Source organism: Janibacter sp. Y6 (assembly GCF_040900765.1).
In the GTDB taxonomy this organism is placed as follows: domain Bacteria; phylum Actinomycetota; class Actinomycetes; order Actinomycetales; family Dermatophilaceae; genus Marihabitans; species Marihabitans melonis.
Window position 1 is genome coordinate 147,643 of sequence record NZ_JAKLYZ010000003.1, and the last position, 19,845, is coordinate 167,487.

At 72.0% G+C, this 19,845-nt stretch carries 21 protein-coding genes; 18 read left to right on the forward strand and 3 right to left on the reverse strand.

All coding sequences use genetic code 11. The annotated features are described in order from the left end of the window. Window positions 1-37 precede the first annotated feature (37 nt). The gene (locus L6241_RS08270) at window positions 38-286 is read right to left on the reverse strand and encodes a WhiB family transcriptional regulator (RefSeq protein ID WP_068273570.1); all 249 of its coding nucleotides are present in this window, start codon (window positions 284-286) and stop codon (window positions 38-40) included. Between the two features lie 405 nt (window positions 287-691). Here L6241_RS08270 and L6241_RS08275 point away from each other — a divergent pair, with 405 nt between their 5' ends. Further along, window positions 692-1,105, forward strand: coding sequence for a hypothetical protein (locus L6241_RS08275; RefSeq protein WP_368245702.1), 414 nt, complete (start codon window positions 692-694; stop codon window positions 1,103-1,105). Window positions 1,106-1,245: 140 nt separating this feature from the next. Here the strand turns inward: L6241_RS08275 and L6241_RS08280 are convergent, their stop codons facing one another. Both L6241_RS08280 and L6241_RS08285 read right to left on the reverse strand, forming a co-directional pair. Beyond that, on the reverse strand, window positions 1,246-1,611 hold the full coding sequence (locus tag L6241_RS08280; RefSeq protein ID WP_368245703.1) for a hypothetical protein: 366 nt from the start codon (window positions 1,609-1,611) through the stop codon (window positions 1,246-1,248). A gap of 224 nt (window positions 1,612-1,835) precedes the next feature. Further along, the gene (locus tag L6241_RS08285) at window positions 1,836-5,933 is read right to left on the reverse strand and encodes an FtsK/SpoIIIE domain-containing protein (protein WP_368245704.1); all 4,098 of its coding nucleotides are present in this window, start codon (window positions 5,931-5,933) and stop codon (window positions 1,836-1,838) included. A 180-nt stretch (window positions 5,934-6,113) separates the two neighbouring features. On the opposite strand from L6241_RS08285, the gene L6241_RS08290 reads away from it, so the two are divergent. From L6241_RS08290 to ftsX, 17 genes are all read left to right on the forward strand, one after another. Further along, a complete protein-coding gene (locus tag L6241_RS08290; RefSeq protein ID WP_251718565.1) occupies window positions 6,114-7,343 on the forward strand; it encodes an ATPase, T2SS/T4P/T4SS family in 1,230 nt (409 codons plus the stop codon). Beyond that, window positions 7,340-8,200, forward strand: a complete 861-nt coding sequence (locus tag L6241_RS08295; protein ID WP_123091041.1) for a type II secretion system F family protein — start codon at window positions 7,340-7,342, stop codon at window positions 8,198-8,200. The genes L6241_RS08290 and L6241_RS08295 overlap by 4 nt, the downstream gene beginning before the upstream one ends. Next, the gene (locus L6241_RS08300; RefSeq protein WP_251718564.1) at window positions 8,197-9,150 is read left to right on the forward strand and encodes a type II secretion system F family protein; all 954 of its coding nucleotides are present in this window, start codon (window positions 8,197-8,199) and stop codon (window positions 9,148-9,150) included. Before L6241_RS08295 ends, L6241_RS08300 begins: the two co-directional genes overlap by 4 nt. A gap of 58 nt (window positions 9,151-9,208) precedes the next feature. Next, the gene (locus L6241_RS08305) at window positions 9,209-9,430 is read left to right on the forward strand and encodes a hypothetical protein (protein WP_068274296.1); all 222 of its coding nucleotides are present in this window, start codon (window positions 9,209-9,211) and stop codon (window positions 9,428-9,430) included. Further along, window positions 9,427-9,813 carry a TadE/TadG family type IV pilus assembly protein gene (locus L6241_RS08310; protein ID WP_368245705.1) on the forward strand — a complete coding sequence of 129 codons (387 nt, stop codon included), beginning with the start codon at window positions 9,427-9,429 and terminating at the stop codon, window positions 9,811-9,813. The genes L6241_RS08305 and L6241_RS08310 overlap by 4 nt, the downstream gene beginning before the upstream one ends. Then, entirely contained in the window at window positions 9,810-10,289 is a 480-nt protein-coding gene (locus L6241_RS08315) for a TadE/TadG family type IV pilus assembly protein (protein ID WP_368245707.1), read from the forward strand. Before L6241_RS08310 ends, L6241_RS08315 begins: the two co-directional genes overlap by 4 nt. Then, complete coding sequence (locus L6241_RS08320) at window positions 10,286-10,768, forward strand: pilus assembly protein TadG-related protein (RefSeq protein WP_368245709.1); 483 nt, start codon at window positions 10,286-10,288, stop codon at window positions 10,766-10,768. The genes L6241_RS08315 and L6241_RS08320 overlap by 4 nt, the downstream gene beginning before the upstream one ends. Beyond that, a complete protein-coding gene (locus tag L6241_RS08325; RefSeq protein ID WP_368245710.1) occupies window positions 10,765-11,064 on the forward strand; it encodes a hypothetical protein in 300 nt (99 codons plus the stop codon). The genes L6241_RS08320 and L6241_RS08325 overlap by 4 nt, the downstream gene beginning before the upstream one ends. Window positions 11,065-11,205: 141 nt before the next feature. Beyond that, entirely contained in the window at window positions 11,206-12,429 is a 1,224-nt protein-coding gene (locus L6241_RS08330; protein WP_368245712.1) for an AI-2E family transporter, read from the forward strand. Between the two features lie 40 nt (window positions 12,430-12,469). Further along, entirely contained in the window at window positions 12,470-13,582 is a 1,113-nt protein-coding gene (gene prfB, locus L6241_RS08335) for a peptide chain release factor 2 (RefSeq protein ID WP_252974957.1), read from the forward strand. Between the two features lie 144 nt (window positions 13,583-13,726). Next, complete coding sequence (locus L6241_RS08340) at window positions 13,727-14,605, forward strand: hypothetical protein (RefSeq protein WP_368245714.1); 879 nt, start codon at window positions 13,727-13,729, stop codon at window positions 14,603-14,605. Further along, a complete protein-coding gene (locus L6241_RS08345) occupies window positions 14,602-15,810 on the forward strand; it encodes a WXG100 family type VII secretion target (protein ID WP_368245716.1) in 1,209 nt (402 codons plus the stop codon). The genes L6241_RS08340 and L6241_RS08345 overlap by 4 nt, the downstream gene beginning before the upstream one ends. Window positions 15,811-15,817: 7 nt before the next feature. Then, a complete protein-coding gene (locus tag L6241_RS08350; protein WP_251718556.1) occupies window positions 15,818-16,177 on the forward strand; it encodes a hypothetical protein in 360 nt (119 codons plus the stop codon). A gap of 318 nt (window positions 16,178-16,495) precedes the next feature. Next, entirely contained in the window at window positions 16,496-16,795 is a 300-nt protein-coding gene (locus L6241_RS08355; protein ID WP_252974954.1) for a hypothetical protein, read from the forward strand. A gap of 644 nt (window positions 16,796-17,439) precedes the next feature. Beyond that, window positions 17,440-17,901, forward strand: coding sequence for a hypothetical protein (locus L6241_RS08360; protein WP_368245719.1), 462 nt, complete (start codon window positions 17,440-17,442; stop codon window positions 17,899-17,901). A 133-nt stretch (window positions 17,902-18,034) separates the two neighbouring features. Next, window positions 18,035-18,901 carry a cell division ATP-binding protein FtsE gene (gene ftsE, locus L6241_RS08365; protein ID WP_251718552.1) on the forward strand — a complete coding sequence of 289 codons (867 nt, stop codon included), beginning with the start codon at window positions 18,035-18,037 and terminating at the stop codon, window positions 18,899-18,901. Next, complete coding sequence (ftsX, locus tag L6241_RS08370) at window positions 18,898-19,806, forward strand: permease-like cell division protein FtsX (protein WP_251718551.1); 909 nt, start codon at window positions 18,898-18,900, stop codon at window positions 19,804-19,806. The genes ftsE and ftsX overlap by 4 nt, the downstream gene beginning before the upstream one ends. The last annotated feature ends 39 nt before the right edge of the window (window positions 19,807-19,845 follow it).

A 19,845-nucleotide genomic window follows, 5' to 3' on the forward strand; every position in this document is an offset into this window, starting at 1 on the left:
TGGCCGCCGGCTCGGGTCGTGCAGGTGTATGGGCGTCTCAGCCGGCGCGGCGGGCGCGGGCGTTACGACGCTTGAGCGCGCGGCGCTCGTCCTCGGACAGACCGCCCCAGACACCGGCGTCCTGGCCGGACTCGATGGCCCACTTGAGGCAGGTGTCGATGACCTCGCAGCGGCGGCACACCTTCTTGGCCTCCTCGATCTGGGCGATCGCAGGGCCGGTGTTGCCGATGGGGAAGAACAGCTCGGGGTCCTCGTCGAGGCAGGCTGACCGGTCGCGCCAATCCATGTAGTCGTGCTCCTTGTCTGTCTGTGGGGCCTAGCGGTGGTGGCCTGGGATCCTGACCCGGGCAGGGGTCAGGGGTGGATCACCAGTCGATCGGCGTTGACGGACGGTGCTCGCTCGGGAGTCCCGGTCGGGGACACCCTGTGCCAACGATCCACGCAGGCTCGATGTTCCGGGCCGGGGCGCGTGAGGGCAGGCAGGAGCCTGTATCGGGGGCGACCCTCGATATTAGCCGGGGACGGGCATGTCCCGCTAGGGGTAGCGGCCGGTGAGTTGCCGGCGTGTCTCGGCCCCGTGGCCGTCCCACCCCATCACGGGGGTCCGACGACGCGCCCACCGGGTCGCCCGTGAGGGGCGGCCGACGCTCACCCGGGGCTGGTGCCGGGGCGGAGTCGTAGGGTGCGGACTGTGAGCACCGCACCACGACCTGACGGCGCCCGGACGGGCCTGGCCCCCGCTGCCCTCGTCGCGGGGGCGGTGTGCGCGGTGTACGCGCTCGCCCTGCTCGTCGCGGCCGGCCTGTACCTGCGCGAGCTCGTCACCGGTACGACCGACGTCGCCTCCGCCGCGGCGCTCTCGCTCGTCGTCACCGCGATCTTCACCGTGCTGCTCGCCGCCATGGCCCGCGGGTGGTTCTCCGGCCGCCGCTGGCCCCGCACCCCGACGGTCGTGTGGTGCCTGCTCACCCTGCCGGCGATCTGGACCCTCAACACCTCCAACGGCCTGCTCGTCGCCGCCCCGCTCGCGGTGCTGTCGATCGCCGGTCTGCTCGCCGCGATGTCCTCGCCCGCCGCCGACCTGCCGGAGGACACCGTCCACTGAGGCGGTGCCAGCCACGGCGGCGGTCGATGGGTGCACCCGCCCTGGTGGTTCGAAGAAGAATCGTCACGTCGAGGTGACAGATCTTCTTCGAACGACGAAGGCGCCGACGAGGACGGCGCTGAGGACGTCATCGCGGTGGGTCACGACGTCGCGGTGAGGCCCTCGACGCGGCGTCGGTCAGTCACCGGCTCGTGGTCGAAGAGCAGCCCCATGTGTTTGAGGCTGAGGCACAGGTCATCGGTGGCGAGCAGCTCATAGGTGGGCGCGGCGCGCGGCCACCAGCCCGAGACGAGATCGCTGGTCCCCGTGGCGTCGGGGATGAGGCCGCAGTACCCAGGAATGTCCTGACCGGAGAGGTCGAGCAGGTCGAGGTGATAGGTATGCCACCCCCGCACCCCCAGGGTCTCCAGGCCCTCCACGAAGTCGTCGGAGACCACGGTGATCGGGACGCCCTGGGTCCACAGCATGTCGCCGCGGCGATCGCCTCCTGCGTCGGGCTGCTCCATCCAGACGGGGAACGGGAGCTCGCCCGCACGACCGGTGGCGACGAGATCCCAGACGCGACGACCGTCCGGGGTGACCCAAGGACCCAGCTCGGGTCGAGTCGGCCCCTGGGGGACCACCCACAGGTCGCGCTCGCTCGACAGCCCCCGGAGCTGGCGCCAACCGGTCATCCTCGGGCCGTCGCCGTACCGCCTGAGTCGCATCCGGCCCCCTTCGCACGCCGTGGTCACGGCCATCCTGCCGCAGCAGGTGACGGTCCCGCCATCAGGGCCGGGAGCGCGACCTGCACCTCGGTGGCGACCCCGCGGTCGACGAGGTAGCCCCGGCCCGGGACCCGCGGCGAGGCCGAGACCCGGACGCCCAGGACGTCACCGTCGGAGCGGGCCTGGGGCTGCAGCAGCAGGCCCCGGCGCGACCGGCACATCGTCGCGGTGAGCCCCCTGAAGGACGACGCCGCGGTCGAGCTGCTCGCGGCGAGGAGGACGTCGCCCGAGCGCGCGCAGTGGCTGGTGTAGCTGCGCAAGACCGGGTCGAGGGGTGTCTCGTCGAGGGTGTCGAGGTCGTCGACGAGGACGACGAGGTCCTCGTGCGACTGCACGGCGCGGACGAAGGGGTCGACCTCCTCGGGACCGATGACGGCGAGCGAGGACGCGACGAGCCGGGTCGCCAGTGAGGAGACCTCGAGGACGGGCCGACCCCCCTTCGCCAGCTGCTCGCCGAGGAGCTGCAAGGCCGTGGTGCGTCCCGACCGGCCGGGCCCGACGGCCACCCAGGGCCCGCCGTCGACCTCGACGAGGACGGGCCGGTCCGGGTCGCCGGAGTGGCCGAGCACGAGACCCTCCGCGTGCGGCAGGTCCTCGAGCGCGACGCTCGCCGGCAGCTCGACGACGCGCCACCGCCACGGGTCGGAGGAGTCGGTGGCCGATCGTCCCGGTGGCACGGGCAGCGCCACCTGGGCGAGGACGCCGTCGGGCAGCAGGGCTCCACGACCGGGCACCGCGTCAGCGGGCATCAGTGACGGCGGCGCACCGGCGGCCAGGACGTCGCCTCGGTCGGGCAGGTGGAGCACGAGACGGCGACGAGCCAGCGACCCGAGCCGTCCCGAGGACAGCTCCCGTCCGCCGGCGACGACGAGGCGGATGCCCAGGGACGCGCCGTCGCGCGCCACGGACTCCAGCGCGTCGGCGCTCTCGACGTCGGGCTGGTCTGGCGCCCGGGCCACCAGCGACCAGCCGTCGACGGCGACGACGAGCACGGGCGGCGGCCGGTCCGCCTCTCCCCGTCGCCAGTCAGCCCACCACTGCTCGTAGCCGGGGCGGCCGCTCGCCCGCAGCGCGTCGCGCCGCAGGTCGATGTCCTCGCGCAGGCGGGAGACCAGCCGGCGGGTCGTGGACCGGTCGCCGGGGTCGACGACGGACGCCACGTGCGGCTGCGCCCGGGCGCGGTCGGTCGCCGGGGACGGCGGCGCGACGAGGTGCACGACGACGTGAGAGCGCAGGGCGGAGCCCATCCGGCTCACGAGGGAGTGCAGAGCGGTCGTGCGACCTGTCCTCGGGCCGCCGGCGACGAGCAGATGACCGTCGCCGAGCGCCCAGGTCAACGGGTCCTGCCGCTGCTCGTCGGGGTGGTCGGTCAGCCCCCACACCACGACGTCCGGCGGTGCCGACGGCACCGTGTCGACGACCGCGGGCAGCGGGGGGAGCCACGGCCGGTGCGGCGGGGGTGCGCCGGTGCTCTCCCACGCCTGGCACGCGATGTCGACCGCCTCGCTCAGGTCGCTGCCGGCCCCCGCGGGCACCGGGTCTGCTCGAGACCACAGGAGCTCGCCCCCTTCGCCGCGGACGGTGAGATGGTCACCGCCGCCGCCCCGTCCACCGACGTACGCCGCCTGGACGACGGTCGGCGGGCCGTCACCGGTCCGCAGCAGCCCGCGTCCGGGCATCCCCTCCGGGATGCTCGCGGCGTCAGCGCACCCGATGACGTCGTCGCTGTCGACACGGTCGCGGACCCGCAGCGAGATCCGCAGGTTGACGTTGGCCTTGATCTCCGGGGTGATGATGCCGGCCGGCCGCTGCGTCGCCAGGACGAGGTGGATGCCGAGCGAGCGCCCGACCGCGGCGAGACGCACCATGCCGCTGAGGACGTCGGGCTGCTCCTGGGCGAGGACCCGGAACTCGTCGACGACCACGACGAGCCGGGGCAGGGTCCCCCCGGCCTCGCGGTAGGCGGTGATGTCGGCTGCCCCGAGCTCGGCGAGCAGGGCCTCGCGCCGGCGGAGCTCGGCGCCGAGGCTGGCGAGGGCCCGCTGCGCGCCGTCGGGGTCGAGATCGGTGAGCACCCCGACGGTGTGGGGCAGCTGCGCGCACGCGGCGAGGGCGGCACCGCCCTTGTAGTCGACGAGGACGAAGGTGAGCCGGTCCGGTCCGTGCGCGAGGGCGAGGGAGCAGATCCAGGACTGGAGCAGCTCGGACTTGCCGGAGCCGGTGGTGCCGCCGACGAGGACGTGGGGGCCGTCCGTCACGAGGTCGACGGTGAGGGGTCCCCCTTCGCCCGCGCCGAGGACGGCCGCAAGGCCCGACGACGGGGCCCGCCACCGCTCGAGGAGGGCGCCGGGGTCCGTCGGCACGTCGGCGACGTCGGTCAGGGCGACGACGGCAGGCAGACGTGAACGACGACGACCGGGTGCCGCGTCGCGCAGGGGCGCCAGCGCGCGGCCGACCTCCTCCGCCCACGACAGGTCGACCCCGTCCGCGACGAAAGCGTCGTGCCGACCGGGGCCGCGCACGACCCCCCGCCCCTCGCGCAGGGCGAGCACGGTGCGGCACTCGTGGGGCAGCTCGCCCCCGCCGGTGGGGGCGAGCAGGACCCGGACCCCGACCACCGGGCCGTCGTCGACCACGGTGCGCCAGGCCTCGGAGCGTCGCCACGGCCCGGGGTCGTCGACGACGACGAGGGTCAGGTCGTGGGTGGATCGTGGGTCACGGCGCCGTACCTCCTCCGCCAGGGAGTTCAGGCCGTCGGCGCCCACGGACGAGACGTGCGGGGCGCGGACGAGCCCGCCCATCCACCCCACCCGGCCCAGCACGAGCACCTCGACCTCGGAGGGAGGGTGCAGGACGAGCAGCTGCCCGACCACCCAGCGGGCGACCCTGGCCACCTCGGCCGGGTCGCCCTCGACGCCGAGGACCGGGTGCTCGTCGAAGTCGAGAGCGACCGGCACGCCCGTGAGACGGGGGTGCGTCGCGTCGGCGCCAGGAGCCGTGACCTGGAGGTGCGCCGCGGTCTCCCCGATGCCGACGCGCACCAGGCACGCGCCGGCGTGGTCGCGTCGTCGTTCCCAGAGCCGGGTGCCCGGCCCGGCGGCCACGAGCCGTAGCTCGTAGGGGTCGGGCAAGGACCGCTCGAGCCGGGAGGTCTCGTCCTGCAGCGCCGCCTCGAGGCGCACGCGGGCGCGACGGCTGGCGGCCGCCCAGTCGGCGCGCTCGCGGCGGGCGTCGGCGCGGGAGCCGATCCGGTCCGAGAGGTGGGTGCCGAGCATCATCACCGGCGACAGCAGCGCGAGCAGCAGCATGCGGGGACCGAAGAGGTAGGCCATCGCGCCGGCCAGCGGCAGCGGTGCCACGAGCATGACCCACGGCAGACGCCGGGCCCGCGGTGCTCGCGGCTCGGCGGGGAAGGCGACGGCCCGGGCCGGCTCCGGGGGAGCCGGGAGCGGCTGGGTGCTCACCCGCAGCGTCCCGTCCCCGGTCGGGACGACGGTCAGACGTCGTCCGTGCGTCCCGCGGACGGCGAGCCGGTGAGCCCCGGCGGTCAGGACGGAGCCTGCCGTGAGGGTCTCGCTGGCGTCGTCGAGGTCGCGGTCGTCGAGCCGCGTGGGGTTGGTCGTCGACGCGGGTCGCACGTGCACCCCCGAGGAGCCCACCTCGACGACGAGATGGGTCCGGGAGAGCGAGGGGTCGTCGAGGGTCAGGTCGCACGAGGGGGAGCGGCCCACGGTCCAGCTGCCGTGGGTCAGGGCGATGTCGTGACCGGCGTCCGGCCCACCGACGACCGCGAGGCGAAGGGGGGAGCCGCGCGCCCCGCCGAGCTGGACGTGGCCGGCCGGCCGGACGAGGAGGTGCGCGCCGTGGAGGAGCGGCGGAGAGCCGACCGCCATCTGCTCGTCGACGACCTCATCGCCGGCCCAGACCTCGCTCGTGGGGTCGAGGTGGAGCGCCTCGAGGAGCGCCTCGGTCAGGCAGCGGCCGTCGTGAGCCCCGGCCACGTCGACGGTGACCTCGTGGGTGCGGCCGTCGGTCGTGGAGAGGGTGAGGCCGAGGTGCATGTGCGGGGACGGTAGACGAGGTCGGCCGACCGGCGACCTGCGCTGTCCACAGGTGCCCCGTGGTGCCGTCCGCGCGGGTGTCCTGTGGATCTCGCCGCGCCAGGAGAGGCTCGAAGCACTACCTTCTTGTGATCGGCCGGGGGGCCGTGGGGAGACGGGGACGCAGCGGAAGGGGATGGCGTGGAGGCGCACGCGGTCGTCGAGGCAGAGGTCAGGGAGCTGATCCGGCGCAGCGGGGTGGACCCCGTGCGCGACCACCGGTCCGTGAGCGAGCTCGTGCGCGAGGCGGTGACCGACTACGACGAGCGCTCGATGCACGGGGGCCTGCCGCTGCTCGGCAACTTCGAGGCGGCGGTCAAGCAGGTCATGGACGCGGTGGCCGGCTTCGGCCCGCTGCAGCAGTACTTCGACGACCCGGAGGTCGAGGAGATCTGGATCAACGCCCCGAGCCAGGTCTTCGTAGCACGCCAGGGGATCGCCGAGCTGACGAGCACGATCCTCACCGCCGACGGGGTGCGAGACCTCGTCGAGAAGATGCTCAAGTCCTCCGGCCGACGGGTGGACCTGTCGTCCCCCTTCGTCGACGCGGTGCTGCCCGACGGCAGCCGCCTCCACGTGACGATCCCCGACATCAGCCGCGAGCACTGGCTCGTCAACGTGCGCAAGTTCGTCGTCAAGGCCGACCACCTCGACGACCTCGTCCGTCTCGGCACGCTGACGCAGCACGCATCGACCTTCCTGCAGGCCGCCGTCGCGTCGGGGCTCAACGTCCTCGTCGCCGGCGGCACGCAGGCGGGCAAGACGACCCTGCTCAACTGCCTCGCCGCGGCGATCCCCGCCCGCGAGCGGGTCGTGACCTGCGAGGAGGTCTTCGAGCTCAAGCTGCCGCTGCGCGACGTCGCCGCGATGCAGTGCCGCCAGCCCAGCCTCGAGGGCACGGGCGAGGTGCCGCTGCGGCGCCTCGTCAAGGAGGCCCTGCGGATGCGGCCCAGCCGCATCATCGTCGGCGAGGTGCGCCAGTCCGAGAGCCTCGACCTGCTCATCGCCCTCAACTCCGGGCTGCCCGGGATGTGCACGATCCACGCGAACAGCGCGCGCGAGGCGGTGACGAAGATGTGCACCCTGCCGCTCCTCGCCGGGGAGAACGTCGGCGCGAAGTTCGTCGTGCCGACCGTGGCCTCCTCGATCGACGTCGTCGTCCACGCCGCGCTGGAGGGCGACGGGGTCCGGCGCGTCCGCGAGATCGTCGCCCTGCCCGGCCGGGTCGAGGCCGACGTCGTCGAGACCGCCGACATCTTCACCCAGCGTGACGGGCGGCTCGTGCGCGCCGACGGCTTCCCGCCGCACCGCGACCGCTTCGAGCGTGCCGGGTACGACATCGCCGGCATCCTCGCCAGGAGCGAGGCATGACCGGGGTCCTCGTCGGCCTGCTACTAGGGTGCGGGCTCTTCTGCATCTGGTGGTCGACCTGGCCGCGCACACCGCGGCGACGTCGTGAGTCCGTCGTCATGGACCGGTTGCGCGACGAGCTCGCCCAGGCGGGGTACCACACGGTGTCCCCGCAGGTGCTCGTCGCGTCCTGCCTCCTCCTCGGCGGCGCCGCCCTGCTGCTCGTCCTCGTGCTCACCACCGTGCTCACGGTCTCCCTGTGTTTCGCGGCGATGGCCGCGTGGGTCCCCTTCGCCACGGTGCGGATGCGGGCCCGGGCACGACGCGCCCAGCTGCGCGACCTGTGGCCCGACGTCGTCGACAACATCACGTCAGCCGTGCGCGCGGGGATGGCGCTGCCGGAGGCCCTCGCTCAGCTCGCTCACCGCGGTCCCGAGGAGCTGCGTCCCGCCTTCGCCGACTTCGCGAACGACTACCGCACGAGCGGGCGCTTCGCCGAGGCCCTCGACCGTCTCAAGGACCGTCTCGCCGACCCCGTCGGCGACCGGATCGTCGAGTCGCTGCGCATCGCGCGCGAGGTCGGCGGCACCGATCTCGGGTCGCTGCTGCGGACCCTGAGCACCTTCCTGCGCGAGGACGCGCGCACCCGTGCCGAGCTCGAGGCGCGGCAGTCGTGGACGGTCAACGCGGCCCGCCTCGCGGTGGCCGCCCCGTGGGTCGTCCTCGCGCTGCTGTGCACGAGGCCCGAGTCGGTCGCCGCGTACGACAGCCGTGCCGGGGCCGTCGTGCTCGCCTTCGGCGCGATCTCGTCGGTGCTCGCGTACCGGCTGATGATGCGGCTCGGACGGCTGCCCGAGGAAGCCCGGGTGCTGCGATGAGCGAGCTGCTCCACGACGTCGGGCTGGGGCGCAGCGGCGCCCTGCTCGGCCTGGTCTTCGCCCTCGGGGTGCTCCTCGTGCACCAGGGGCTGCCGCGTCACCGGCGCGCGACCCTCGACGACCGCATCGCCCCCTACCTGAGGGACACGCCGCGCCCGTCGCGCCTGCTCATGCCGAAGGGGGTGGGCGTCACCGGGGCCGTCCCGGCGCTGCTGCGTCCTCTCGTGATCTCCGCGGCAGGGCGGGTCGAGCGGGTCGTCGGGGGCAACGCGTCGGTGCGCCGCCGGCTGCTGCGCGCCGGTCGGGAGCCCGACACCGACCAGTTCCGGGCCGAGCAGGTGCTCACCGGGGTCGTCTTCGCCGTCGGCGGGGGAGCCGTCGGCGTCCTGTCGGTGGCGGCCCGGGGCTCGTCGTGGGTCGTGCTCGTCGCCCTCGTCGGTCTCGGTTTCTGCGTCGGTGTCCTCGCCCGTGACACGATGCTCACCCGCGCCGCCACCCGTCGGGAGCAGCGCATGCTCACCGAGTTCCCGACCGTGGCCGAGCTCCTGGCGCTCGCGGTCGGTGCCGGGGAGGGCGCGGTCGGGGCGCTCGAGCGCGTCGGCCGGATGTCGCACGGCGAGCTGGCCGACGAGCTGCGGACCTGCCTTGCCGACGCACGCGCCGGGGCCAACCTGCCGCAGGCGCTGCAGGGGCTGGCCGACCGCACCGGCCTGACGAGCCTGGCCCGCTTCGTCGACGGGATCGTCATCGCCGTCGAGCGGGGCACGCCGCTGGCCGACGTGCTGCGGGCCCAGGCGCAGGACGTCCGCGAAGAGGGGCGGCGCCAGCTCATGGAGGAGGGTGGGAAGAAGGAGATCGCGATGATGGTGCCGGTCGTCTTCCTCGTCCTGCCCATCACCATCCTCTTCGCGATCTTCCCCGGCATCGAGTTCTTCCGCTTCGAGATGTGACCCAGGCATGCACGACAGCACCACCGCCCGACCGGGCACCGACAGGGAGGCACAGATCATGACCGCACACCTCATCCGCGGGCACCAGGCCCTGCGCGCATCGGCGGCCCGCGCTGCCGCCGCGACCCGCAGCGAGCGCGGCGACGTGCCCGGCTGGGTCCTCATCACGCTCATGACGGCGGCGCTCGTCGTCGGGCTGTGGGCCATCGCGGGTGACCAGCTGCAGACGATCTTCGAGGACGCGCTCAGCGGCGTCACGGGTCCCGACGACCCCCGATGAGACGGCTGCGCGACGAGACCGGTGCGGCCGTCGTCGACTTCGCGCTGACGTCGGGCCTGCTCGCGCTCGTCTTCGTCGCCGTCCTCCAGCTGGGTGCGGCGCTGCACATCCGCAACACCCTCATCTCGTGCGCGTCCGAGGGCGCACGTCATGGGGCCAAGATCGGCTCCAGCCCTGACGCAGGCGCCGACCGGACCCGGGACCTCATCAGCCGCTCGATCTCCGACAGCTATGCCGACGACGTCAGCGTGACGACCGAGCAGACCGCCGCCGGGGTGCAGGTGGTCGTCGTGCGGGTGAGCGCACCCCTGCCCGTCATCGGACCGCTCGGACCCGACGGCGCCCTCGACGTCACCGGTCGTGCGTTCGTGGAGAACCAATGAGACCGGGGTGCCGGCTGCGCGAGGTGGGACGTGTCCTGCGCGACCGGGCCGCGGACGACAGGGGGTCGGCCGTCGTCGAGTTCGTCACCCTCGCCGTCGTGCTGCTCGTCCCCCTCATCTACCTCGTCCTCATGCTCGCGCGGCTGCAGGCCGGGACGTACGCAGTGACCCAGGCGGCGCGCGAGTCGGGCCGAGCCTTCGTCACCTCGACGTCAGAGGACGCTGCGCCCGCGCGGGCCGCGGCCGCTGCGGACATCGCCTTCGAGGACCAGGGCTTCGCCGGCGAGGGGCAGCTGCAGGTGACGTGCACGCAGACGCCCTGCCTGACCCCCGAGGGCGAGATCCGCTCCACCGCCACGGTGAGCGTCCCCCTCCCGCTCGTCCCCACCTTCGCCCGCGACGTCATCCCCCTCGAGGTGCCGGTGAGCGCCACCCAGATCTCCGTCGTGCCGCGCTACGAGGTGCGGACCGGATGAGCGCGCTGTGGCGGGCTTCGGTGCGACGGGCGAAGGGGGAGGACGGCCAGCTCTCGCTCCTCGTCCTCGGCCTCACCGTCATCGCACTGACGTTGATCCTCGGTGCCATGGCCGTCACCTCGGTGCAGGTCACCCGCATGCGCCTGCTCGACGCGGCGGACACCGCCGCTCTCGACGCGGCCGACGAGGACGAGGCGAGCATCTACTCCGAGGGCATCGACCAGGTCGTCCCGGTGAGCGACGAGGCGGTGCAGCGCACCGCGGCCGAGACGCTCGCCGGCCGCGAGATGCCCGCCGGCCTGAGGTCGTGGCAGGTCGCGCCGGGCACCGGCGCAGCGGACGGGCAGACTGCCGTCGTGCGACTCACCGGAGAGGCCGACCTCCCGCTCGTCGGCGGGCTCATCCGCGAGCTCGGCGGCTCCGTCACCGTGACCGTCGAGTCCAGGGCGCAGGCACGCGTCCCGGCGGCTGCGCCGTGACGGCGACGATCGACCGCCTCATCGAGGGTCTCGAGGAGGACGGCGAGCGTGAGGCCCGCTATGTCGGGCGGCGGGTCGTCTTCGAGCGCGACGGGGTCCCGTACGCGTGGTGGGTGGTGAGCGAGGACGAGCTGCGCGAGGCGGTGCGCCGCGCCGGCCCCGGAGCCAGGGCGGCCTTCGGCCACCGCGGGGCCGACGGGATGAGCTTCGTCATGCAGCGGGTGTACTCGGCGCTCGAGGTCGAGCGGGACCTCGGCGACCTGCCGGGGGAGTGGACCTTCGTCCGCGACCTCTGACTCGAAGAGGGAGTCACGTCGAGGTGACAGCTCCTCTTCGAACCAGCGATCACCGGGACCCGGGTGCGCGCGGTCGGGGGTGTCGGTCACAATCGCCGTGGCGGACACCCCTTCGCCCTGACCCGACCTGTGAGGCGCCCCGTGACGACCACGCCCGACCCCGACAAGCCCGCTGAGCCGGCGGACGAGGTCGCCCACCGGACGGACGGGAGCGTCGAGACCGAGCCGGCGAAGGGGGAGGACACGGTCCCCGTCGCGGAGGTCGCCACCGTCGACCGGGAGCACGAGCACCCGAAGCCCCCGCGCCGGGAGATCCGCACCGTCCTGCCCCCGACGCTCACCCTGCTCATCGGCATCGCCGGGGCGGTCGTCGCCATCGGGGGGCTGAAGTCCGTGGCCTCGATCATCGCGCCGACCTTCCTCGCGATCACCCTCATCATCGCCGTCTACCCGGTCTACCGGGCCATCGCCGCCGTGCTGCCCCGTGCCCTCGGCGCCGTCGTCATGCTCCTGCTCCTCTACGGTCTGCTCTTCCTGCTCGTCGGCTCGATCGGGCTCGCGGCGGGCAAGCTGGCGACCGAGCTGCCGAAGTACGGCGACACCTTCGACGACCTCGTCGAGTCCGGCCGCAGCACGCTCATCGGGTGGGGCGTCGGGCAGGACCAGATCGACAACGCGATGACGAACTTCGACATCCGCGACCTCTCCGGCATCGCCCGCGGCCTGGCCAACGCCCTCACCGGGCTGACCTCCTCGATGCTCTTCCTGCTCACGGTGATGCTCTTCCTCACCATGGACGCCGGCGGCTTCCCCAAGCGGCTCACCCGGGTGCACGTCGTCAAGCCCGACATCGCCGACGCCCTGGCCGACTTCGCCGAGCGGGTGCGCAAGTACTGGGTCGTCTCGACGACCTTCGGCATCGTCGTCGCCGTCATCGACGCGCTCGCGCTCATGGCCCTCGACGTGCCGCTGCCGCTGACCTTCGGGCTGCTCGCCTTCGTGACGAACTACATCCCCAACATCGGCTTCGTCATCGGCCTCGTGCCGCCGGCGCTGCTCGCCCTGCTCGACGGGGGAGTGGAGAAGCTCGTCTGGGTGGTCGTCGTCTACAGCGTCGTCAACTTCGTCATCCAGACCGTGCTCCAGCCGAAGTTCACCGGCGACGCCGTGGGTATCAACGCGACGACCGCCTTCCTCTCCCTCATCTTCTGGAGCTACGTCTTCGGCGCGCTCGGGGCCCTGCTCGCCATCCCCTTCACCCTGCTCGTCAAGAGCCTGCTCGTCGACCGCGACCCCGACGCGCGCTGGCTCAACCAGTTCATCGCCTCCAACCCCGACCAGTCCTCGTCGGCCCAACCGGTGTAGCGGCGGGCGGCCCGGCGGGGCTGCCGTACTCTTGCTGATCGTGGCTGTCGACTTCACCCAGGAGATCCAAGACCTACGCACGACGATGAGCTCGGTGCGCGAGGTGAGCGACGTCCCCAAGCTCCAGGCGCAGGTCGAGGAGCTCGAGCGGCAGTCTTCGGACCCCTCGATCTGGGATGACCCGGACAACGCGCAGAAGGTCACCTCGGCCATGCAGCGCGCCCGCGCCGAGATCGACCGGATCACCGGCATGGACAGCCGCATCGACGACGTCGAGGCGCTCGTCGAGATGGGGCAGGAGGAGAACGACGCCGAGACCCTCGCCGAGGCCGAGCGCGAGCTCAAGGCCGTGCGCAAGGCCGTCGGCGAGCTCGAGGTCCGCACCCTGCTCTCCGGCGAGTACGACGAGCGCTCCGCGGTCGTGACGATCCGCGCCGGCGCCGGTGGTGTCGACGCCGCCGACTTCGCCGAGATGCTCATGCGGATGTACCTGCGCTGGGCCGAGCGCCACGGCTACCCGACGAAGGTCATGGACACCTCCTACGCGGAGGAGGCCGGCCTGAAGTCGGTGACCTTCGAGGTCAACGTGCCCTACGCCTACGGCAACCTCTCCGTCGAGGGCGGCACCCACCGGCTCGTGCGGATCTCCCCCTTCGACAACCAGGGGCGCCGCCAGACCTCCTTCGCCGCCGTCGAGGTCATCCCGCTCATCGAGGGCACCGACTCCATCGACATCCCGGAGAACGACCTCAAGATCGACGTCTTCCGTTCTTCGGGCCCCGGTGGTCAGTCGGTCAACACGACCGACTCGGCCGTGCGCATGACGCACATCCCCACCGGCACCGTCGTGTCGATGCAGAACGAGAAGAGCCAGATCCAGAACCGCGCCGCCGCGCTGCGCGTCATGCAGTCGCGCCTGCTGCTGCTCAAGAAGGCCGAGGAGGCCGCGGAGCGCAAGGAGCTCGCCGGCGACATCAAGGCCAGCTGGGGCGACCAGATGCGCTCCTACGTCCTCAACCCGTACCAGATGGTCAAGGACCTGCGCACCGAGCACGAGACCGGCAACCCCACCGCCGTCTTCGACGGCGAGATCGACGAGTTCATCGAGGCCGGCGTGCGCTGGCGCATCGAGCAGGCCAAGGCCGAGGACTGAGCGAAGGGGGAGCTCTCCCCATGGCGCCCGCCGCCCCGAGCCCCTAGCGTCGTCGTCATACGGCGGCAGGGGAGCGGCATGGGTGGGGCACGGTCAGGGGCCAGGGTCAGGGCGACGCGCCTCAGCGCGAGGGCGTGGGGGGTCGTGCTCGACGCGGGCCGTCGCGCCGACGTCCCCTCCGAGGCGTGGGCCGAGCTCGCCGCCCGGGGGATGGCGAAGGGGGACCGTCTCGCCCCGACGTGGCAGCAGGTCGCCGCGGCCCTCGGCACCGCGCCGACCGTCGAGGTCCTGGCGCGCCATGGCGCGCTGCGCTACCAGACCCGCATCACCCTCCTCGGGCGGGTCGCGGTGATGGCGACCCGCCGGATCCATGCCGGCGACGAAGGGGTGACCGGCGAGCCCCTCGTCCTCGTCCAGGTCGTCCCGCCCGACGAGGTGGTCCCGGCGCTGCTGCCCCACCTGCCACCCGTCGCCGACCTGCGCGCCGACGACGGGGCGATGGGCCGCAGCCCGGTCGTCGTCCCGCTCGTCGACCTGGGCCTGGACGAGCCCGGCCCTCGGGGCCCGTGGCTCACGACGGAGGAGCTGCGCACGGATCCCACCCGCGAGTCGGTGCGCCCGGCCCGCGCCGAGGCCGAAGGGGTGGCGGCCGCCCTCGACGACGTGCCCGAGGACCACGACCTCGACGAGGGTGAGGTCGTCGGCCTGCTGAGCGCAGTGCCCGGCCTCGACCCCCGCCTGGTCGCGCTCGCCGCGTCGGCCGAGACAGAGGTGACGGTGACCCTCGCCCCGGGACGGCCGCGGCCCACCTCGGGGGAGGACGTCCTGGCGCTGCTCGGCGGGCTCGCCCTGCGGCACTGGGTGGTCACCGAGCACGGTCTCGTCTGCGTCCGCGCCGACCGCGGGGGCTTCGACGTGCTGGGGGTGGCGCCGGGTGACCTCGTGCGCGCGATCCGGTGCCTCGTCGCCGGGGACCTGCCGGACCCGCTCGACGTCGCGGATGCCTTCGGGGGGTCGGCATGAGCCTGCGGGAGGGCATGGAGACCGACGCGGTCCGGGACGTCGCCGGGGCGATGCTCGAGCTGGCCGCCCGGGCGGACGGCGTCCGCGACTCCGGGTCGGCGATGCTCCGGGCGCTTGCCGGGGTCTGGGAGGGCGACGACGTCGTCCGCTTCCAGCAGGGCTGGGAGGACGCGGGGCCGCGACTGAGCGAGGCCGCCGAGGGTCTGCGCGGGGCGGGCGAGGGCCTCCGCCGTCAGGTCGGGGACCAGGTCGCGGCCTCGGGCGGTGAGGGCAGCGGCGGCGGAGGTGACGACGGCGGCTGGGGGTGGCCCCACCTCGACCTGCCTGATCTCGACTTCCCCGACCTCGGCAACCCCTTCGACGGGATGGGCTGGGAGGTCCCGGCCTTCTTCTCCTGGCCGGACATCGACTGGGGCGGCCTGTGGGAGGGCTTCCTCGACGTGCTGGAGGACATCGGGGACTGGTGGGACGACCTGCCGATCTGGGCCCAGATCGTCATCGGGGTCGTCGCCGCCGCAGTCATCGTCGTCGTCGTCATCCTCGCCGGTGTGGAGATCCTCGGCGCGCTGGCCATCGTCGCCGCGATCGCCACGGTCGCCGGCATCGTCATGACGATCCTCGACATGCTCGACGCGGTCGCGGGGTTCCTGCGCGACCCCGAGGCGGCGATCGAGAAGTTCCTCGACGACCCGCTCGCCGCGCTCGACGACCTCATCTGGCTGGGCATCGGCTTCCTGCCCTTCGGGATCGGCAAGCTCCTCGGGCGCTTCCGCAAGCCGACCAAGGAGCTGCTCGAGAAGGCCGCTCCCTGGTTGAAGAGGAAGGGCGACGAGATCGGGGGGTGGGTGCGGCGCAAGGTGGACGAGCTGCGGTCCAAGGTCGACGATCTGATCGAGAAGCTCCGAGGTGGGCGCGCGCCGAAGGTAGACCCGATCCCTGATGGGAAGGTGCGGGACGAGGTCCACAAGCTCCCGCCGGGTAAGAGCAAGAACGTCTACACCGTGAAGAGCGACCAAGAGGCGCGCGACCTCTTCGACCGTCTCGCGGCCGGGGGTCGAGAGGTCGACCCGAAGGGTTATCCAGGCAGGGTGGTCGAGCGACCCGATGGCACGGTCGTACGCATACGCGACTCCTCGAAGTCAGGTGGGACGACAATCGACATCAAGTACCCGGACGGGAGAACTGAGAAGGTGCACGTTGAGTGATTCACAGGTGATCCTCGATGAGGTCTTGAGTGCAGTCCAGGACGACTGGGTGGCCGAGGTCGAGATCTACTCGCTCTGCCTCGAGGCCATGTCGGAAGAGGCTGGGCACGACCCCGACCCGGTTGACGTAAGAGCGGCGGCGATCGAGGTTGCCGCGGGTGGGGTCGAGCAGGGTCTGCTGGTGGCCGGCGATCTGACTCGATCAGGGTTCGTCGCGTGGGATCTCAGCCCCCAGGAGTCGGTCGCGCGGCTTCGTGAGGCGTGGCTCGGGGCAGCCCAGCCGGATGTGAACTGGGGCGAGGTCGCGTGGTTCGACTCCACCGAGGCTGGTGACGCTCGCGCCGGCCAGAGCACATCACACTCTTGAGGCGAAGATGATGCATGGCCGGCCCGCCGAGTCCTTCGTCGTCTGACAGCAACGGCAGAGACCGGGCCGTGATGCCAGCAAGGTGCTTCTGACCGTCGCGGCTCAGCGGGTGCAGGTCCGCTCCCTGGCCCGGGAAGACGGGCCGCCGGCTCGGGAGACATCAGTGCCCGACGCGGGGCGCGCCCATAGCCGGTGCTCGCCGCACGGGAGTCGCAGGGCCCACTCAGTCCGTCATCGTCCGCTAGCCGTCGGGTGAGTTCGTTAGCGGCTGGGAGGTCACGCCGGTCGAGGCAAGAAGCATCCAGAGCGAGGGTCACTGTGACGCACGACGTATCCGACTCCACCTACCGGGAGCTCTTCTCGCAACTCGTCACCGGTGGCGCGCGGCTCGACGCGTTCTTGGTGCAGTTCTGGTCCCTGTACTCCAGCGACGACCGGGTAGACGACGACAGGTACGACATCCTCCAGCGAGTCTTCTACGCAATGGAGGACTACGAACCCGACCCCGAGCTGCAGGTCGAGGACAGCATCGACGCAGATCAGGAGAGGGCTGCCGTGGCGCAGGCGCTCCATGACCTGACGAACCGTAAGGTCGACTACGAAGGACGGCGTGCATAGGCGTCGGTGGCGGATCGAGCCTGCAGCGACGGATGTCCGAGGCAACATGCCCGGCGCGGACGCCTCGTCGTCGACCGGTTCTGCGAACGGTCGTTCGAGATCCGTCCATGCCGAAGGGCTATCGGATCATCACGTCCTTCCCGATTCCCTGAGAAGTGCAGTACATGACAGCGCGAGGCGATTTCCCGACGCTCGGCCAGCTCGTCTCCGGCGGGTTCGTCGAAGGGTACGAGGAGTACTTCGGCACCGCGGAAGAGATCATCGCGGCAGACGCACATAACCCGGTCACCGGGCCATGCCTCCTCGACCGCGCCGGGTGGCGTCGACCGGGTCGCACCGGGCGACGATCTGACCCTCGTCGCGGAGGCTGTCGGCGAGACGGTCGTCGCCGTGTCGGAGAGCAGGGGCTGGCTGACCGTCGCGACGCAGAGAGTGGGTGTCTACTCCCTCGCCCGTGAGGACGGGCCGCTCTACGTCGTCGAGGAGCGATGGAGCCCATGATCGATGTCTAGGCCGAGGCCCGACTTGACGGTGGGCTCCTGGTGCGTGTCGTCTCCGATGGCGATGGCGATGTCGTGCTCGCACGACGGCAGAGGTGAGCAACGATCATCATTGGACCACCGAGACACAGGCGATGGGGACAGATGACCGACTTCGACGCGATGACCGACCCGACGGTGAGGGCGTGGTGCCAGGAGCTCGAGCCGAAGGGTGATGCGCACCTCTACCTGCAGGAGGTCGTGCGTGCTTCAGGACTGCTGGCGGTTGCGGAGGTGTGCATGCCGAAGCTCGTCGAGGTAGACGGCATGGTCCTCATCGAGGCGCGCTACAGCTCGGAATCCCTCGACCGGTGGCGCGCACGTCTCGGCGAGGACCGGGCCGCGCTGGCTCGCACCGTCAACAACTTCGTCGTGTGGGACGAGCTGAGGACCGACGGCGACCGGGTCGACGCGGTCGACGACATGGCCGCCGAGTTCGTCGCGTCGTGCTGGCGGGCTCGGGCTGCGGAGCAGTTCCCCGGCCGAGAGGTCGTCGTCGAGGTCGTCGAGCAGTACGGCCCCACCGTCGTCATGTACGAGAGCTCGCAACCCTCCGACGCCGGCTGAGCTGGAGCTCGCCGCACCTCGTGGACCAGGGGCCTGACGCGCCCGACATCTGGGGGTGCGTCGGGGCACCCACCGGGCCAACATATCCTCGGTAGCGGCCCGCCCGCGCAACCCCTGAGGCTCGTACCACGCGATGATCCGCTTCGAAGACGTCACCAAGCTCTACCCCCGCCAGCAGCACCCCGCGCTCGGCGGGGTGAGCCTGGAGATCGCGAGGGGGGAGTTCGTCTTCCTCGTCGGCGCCTCCGGCTCGGGCAAGTCGACGATGCTGCGCCTGGCGATCCGCGAGGAGCAGGTGAGCACGGGTCGCCTCCTCGTCGGCGGGCACGACCTCTCCCGGCTGCCGAACCGCAAGGTGCCCCAGCTGCGCCGCCAGATCGGATCGGTCTTCCAGGACTTCCGCCTGCTGCCGAACAAGACCGTCGAGCAGAACATCGCCTTCGCCCTGCAGGTCATCGGTCGCCCGCGCCGCGCGATCCGCGCGCTCGTGCCCGAGACCCTCGACCTCGTCGGGCTCAACGGCATGGCCAAGAGATTCCCCCACGAGCTCTCCGGCGGTGAGCAGCAGCGCGTCGCGATCGCCCGGGCCGTCGTCAACCGCCCCCCGGTCCTGCTCGCCGACGAGCCCACCGGCAACCTCGACCCGGCGACCTCGCTCGACATCGTGCGGCTGCTCAAGCGCATCCACGACTCGGGCACGACCATCCTCATGGCCACCCACGACAACACGATCGTCGACAGCATGCAGCAGCGTGTCGTCGAGATCGAGGACGGCGTCATCATCCGCGACGAGGCCACCGGCGGCTACGTGCCCAAGGTCGTCGACTCGGTCGACCGCGAGGAGCGGGTGGCCGAGCGCGACGACGACGACCTGCTCGAGGAGCGCCGCGACCCCGACGAGGAGCAGGCCGAGGCCGAGCGCCGGGCCGAGCAGGACGCCGAGCCCGTGGCGGTGCAGAGCACCGAGTGGGACGACTGGGACGAGGAGGAGGCGCGATGAGGCCGACCAACGTCCTCGTCGACGCATGGCAGGGCCTGCGTCGCAACAAGTCGATCGCCATCTCCGTCGTCCTCGTGACGATGATCTCGATGTACCTCCTCGGCGTCGGGGTCCTCGCCCAGCGCCAGGTCACGACGATGAAGGGCTACTGGTACGACCGGGTCCAGGTCTCGATCTACCTGTGCACCGACAGCTCGAGCCAGCCCAACTGCGCCGAGGGTGCGGTGACCGACGAGCAGCGCGAGACGATCGAGGCCCAGCTCGAGGAGTCCCGCCCGCTCGTCAAGGAGGTCTACTTCGAGAGCGAGCAGGAGGCCTTCGACCGCTTCCGCGAGGACTACAAGAACTCGCCGCTCAGCAAGAACATCCGCGTGGGCGACATCCCTCCGAGCTATCGCGTGCAGCTGAGCGACCCCGAGCAGTACGAGACCGTGGCCTCGGCGTTCGAGAACGCGCCCGGGGTGGCGAGCGTGCCCGACCTGCGGCAGGTCTTCAGCAAGCTCTTCCAGGCGATCAACATCGCCTCGGCCGTCATGGTCGCGCTGTCCTTGCTCACGCTCGTCAGCGCCGTGCTGCTCATGGCGACGACGATCCGCCAGGCCGCCTTCACGAGGCGACGAGAGATCGCGATCATGAAGCTCGTCGGCGCGAGCAACAGCACGATCCGCACGCCCTTCATCATCGAGACCCTCGTCGCCGGGCTCGTCGGCACGGGCCTGGCCGTCGGCATGCTGTGGTTCTCGGCGTGGAGCCTCTTCGACGAGTACCTCATCCAGGAGACGACGGGCACCGCGCTCATCAGCAGCTCCGAGGTCCTCGTCATCGCGCCCGCGCTCTTCGGGCTCGTCGGCGTGCTCGCCATCGGCACCTCGACGATCACGCTGTGGAGATACCTGCGCGTCTAGGTCGGCGTGGGACGTCTGGGACCCGTGTGACACGCGGGG